The following is a 2,876-nucleotide window of genomic DNA, read 5'->3' as shown; positions in this document are numbered from 1 at the left end:
GCTCAGCTCTCCCTGGCCAAGATCAAGCGCGCTGATTTTGCCGGTCATGGGTCATTTCTCCTCGTTGCGCGGCATCTTGTCGCCAAATTCCGATAATTCTTGGCAAGCCGTCAAACCTTTGTCGCCAAACAGCGGTCATCTGCTACCATAGTCGTAAAAGCATTCGACGGGAGGGACGTGCGTCATGGCCAGCGTGAAATCCGCGAGCAAGCCGAAGAAAAAAGCCACGGCAGCGCTTAAAGCGGAGGAAAGGCCAGCCAGGCTTGCAGACTATCTGCTCGCCCGCGCGCCAGCTGAAGACATTGCTCCCTACGATGTGGCCGACCTGGAGCGGGCTGCCGATCTCGCCGGCCAGGCAGTCGCCACTCACAGGAAAGGCGAGTGCGTCGTCGCCGTCGATGCCGATTCGGGCGTTGTGCGAGACGGCCGCCCGATGACGGTTGTCACGGTCGTCAACGACAACATGCCGTTCCTGTTCGATTCCATCCTCGGCGAGATCACCGAGACATCGGGCGAACCGACCCTGGTCACCCATCCGGTTATCGTCGTGCGCCACGGCAAGGGCGGCGTGGAAGAAATCCTCGGCGACGGCAATTTCGCCAAGGACGATGGCAGCCACGACCGGCTGAGCGTCATCCATGTCCACATCCCGCGGCTGACATCCGAGCAGGCGAGCGGATTGAGCGAGCGGCTGCGCAAGATCCTTGGCCAGGTTCATGCCGCCGTTCACGACTGGAGGCCAATGCTGGCCCGCCTCGATCAGGCGATCTCGGAATTCCGCTATACGGCCGTGCCGCTCGACAAGAAGAGCGTTGCCGAGGCTCTCGCCTTCCTGGAGTGGCTGCGCGACGACAATTTCACCTTCCTTGGCATGCGCGAGTTCAAATACACCGGCGGCGAGGAAAGCGGCACGCTGGAGCGCGCTGAAAAGCCTGGCCTCGGCATCCTGTCCGATCCCGACGTGCTGGTGCTCAGGCGCGGCACCGAAGCGGTAACGACGACGCCGGAGATCCGCGCCTTCCTGCATGGGCCGGAGCCGCTGATCGTCACCAAGGCCAATGCCAAGTCGTCCGTGCACCGCCGCATCTATCTCGATTACATCGGCATCAAGACCTACACCGCCAAGGGTACGCTCGCGGGCGAATTGCGCATCGTCGGCCTGTTCACCTCGACCGCCTACACGCGCTCGGTGATGAAGATCCCGTATCTCAGGTCCAAGGCCGAAACCATCATCGCCAAGTCCGGCTTCGACCGGCACGATCATTCCGGCAAGGCGCTGATCAACGTGCTGGAAAGCTATCCGCGCGACGAGCTGTTCCAGGTGCCGGTGCCGATCCTGCGCAAACATGCCGCCGCCATTCTGGGCCTGGTCGAGCGGCCACGCGTGCGGGCGCTGGTGCGCGCCGACCAGTTCGACCGTTTCGTCTCAATCCTCGTCTTCGTGCCGCGCGACCGTTACGACAGCGTCGTGCGCGAGAAGATTGGCTCCTATCTGAAAACCGTATTCGAAGGCCGGCTGTCGGCCTACTACCCGGCCTTTCCCGAGGGCGGGCTGGCGCGCGTGCACTTCATCATCGGCCGCTCCGGCGGCAAGACGCCGAAGGTCGAGCAAGCGACGATAGAGGCGGCGATCCGCGACATCGTGCGTACCTGGGAGGACGCCCTTTCCGATGCGGCCGAGGCCAGTGGCGGCGACCAGGCTTTGAAGGCGATTGCCGCGCGGCTGCCGGAAAGCTACCGCGATTCGTTCAGCGCGGCGGTGGCGCTGGCCGATGCCGGGCGCATTGCCAAGATCAGCGCCGGCAATCCGATCGCCATCGACTATTATCGCCATGCCGAGCAGAAGCCGCACCAGGCATCGCTGAAGATCTATCACCACGGCAGCCCGGTGGCGCTGTCGCGCCGCGTGCCGGTGCTGGAAAACATCGGCTTCCGCGTCATCAGCGAGCGCACTTTCGAGGTCGGCGACGACCAGGTCGGCACGATCAATAGTGATCGGCCCGGCTTAGTCTTTATTCATGACATGGAGCTTGAGAACAGCTACGGCCAGCCGATCGACCTGACCGATGGCGGCGCGCTGTTCGAAGATGCGTTCCTCTCCGTCTGGCGCGGCGACGTCGACAATGACGGCTATAACGGCCTCGCCCAGACCGCCGGCCTGTGGTCTGGCGAGATCACCATCCTGCGCGCCTATGGCCGTTATCTGCAGCAGGTCGGCATTCCGCAAAGCCAGGATTTCATCGCCGCCGCGCTCAACCGCTATCCCGACATAGCGCGTGGCCTGCATGCGCTGTTCATCGCCCGGCTTGGCCCGACAGCCGAGACCGAAGGCGTGGTGGCCGCAAAGCATCTCAAGGCCAAGATCAAGGATGCGCTGGAGGATGTGCCGAACATCGACGACGACACCATCATCCGGCGCTACCTCAATCTGATCGAAGCCACGCTGCGCACCAATCATTTCGTTGCCGATACGAAAGAAAAGGGCCAGTCGCTGGCGATCAAGCTGGACTCGCACGCGGTCGAGGGCTTGCCGGCGCCGCGGCCGTGGCGGGAGATCTTCGTCTACGGCTCCGAGGTCGAAGGTCTGCATCTGCGCTTCGGTCCGGTGGCGCGCGGCGGCCTGCGCTGGTCCGACCGCGCCCAGGACTACCGCACCGAGGTGCTCGGCCTGGTCAAGGCACAGCAGGTCAAGAATGCCGTCATCGTGCCGGTGGGCGCCAAGGGCGGCTTCTATCCGAAGAAGCTGCCGATGAGCGCTGGCCGCGACGCGATCTTCGAGGCCGGTACTTCGGCCTACAAGAACTTCGTCTCCAGCCTGCTGTCGATCACCGACAATATCGGCCTCGACGGCGTCATCCCGCCGGCCGGCGTTATCA

General features: G+C 63.5%; 1 protein-coding gene. It reads left to right on the top strand.

The genetic code is table 11. From position 1 onward, the window contains the following. Positions 1-184: 184 nt before the first annotated feature. The coding region (locus ENZ74_RS27600; protein ID WP_206522339.1) for an NAD-glutamate dehydrogenase domain-containing protein at positions 185-2,876 on the top strand (2,692 nt) is incomplete at its 3' end.

This window comes from Mesorhizobium sp. M7A.F.Ca.CA.002.15.2.1 (genome assembly GCF_003998715.1).
Taxonomy (GTDB): Bacteria; Pseudomonadota; Alphaproteobacteria; order Rhizobiales; family Rhizobiaceae; genus Mesorhizobium; species Mesorhizobium ciceri.
The sequence above is the reverse complement of the archived record's forward strand: the minus strand, read 5'-3'. Positions and strand labels throughout refer to the sequence as shown.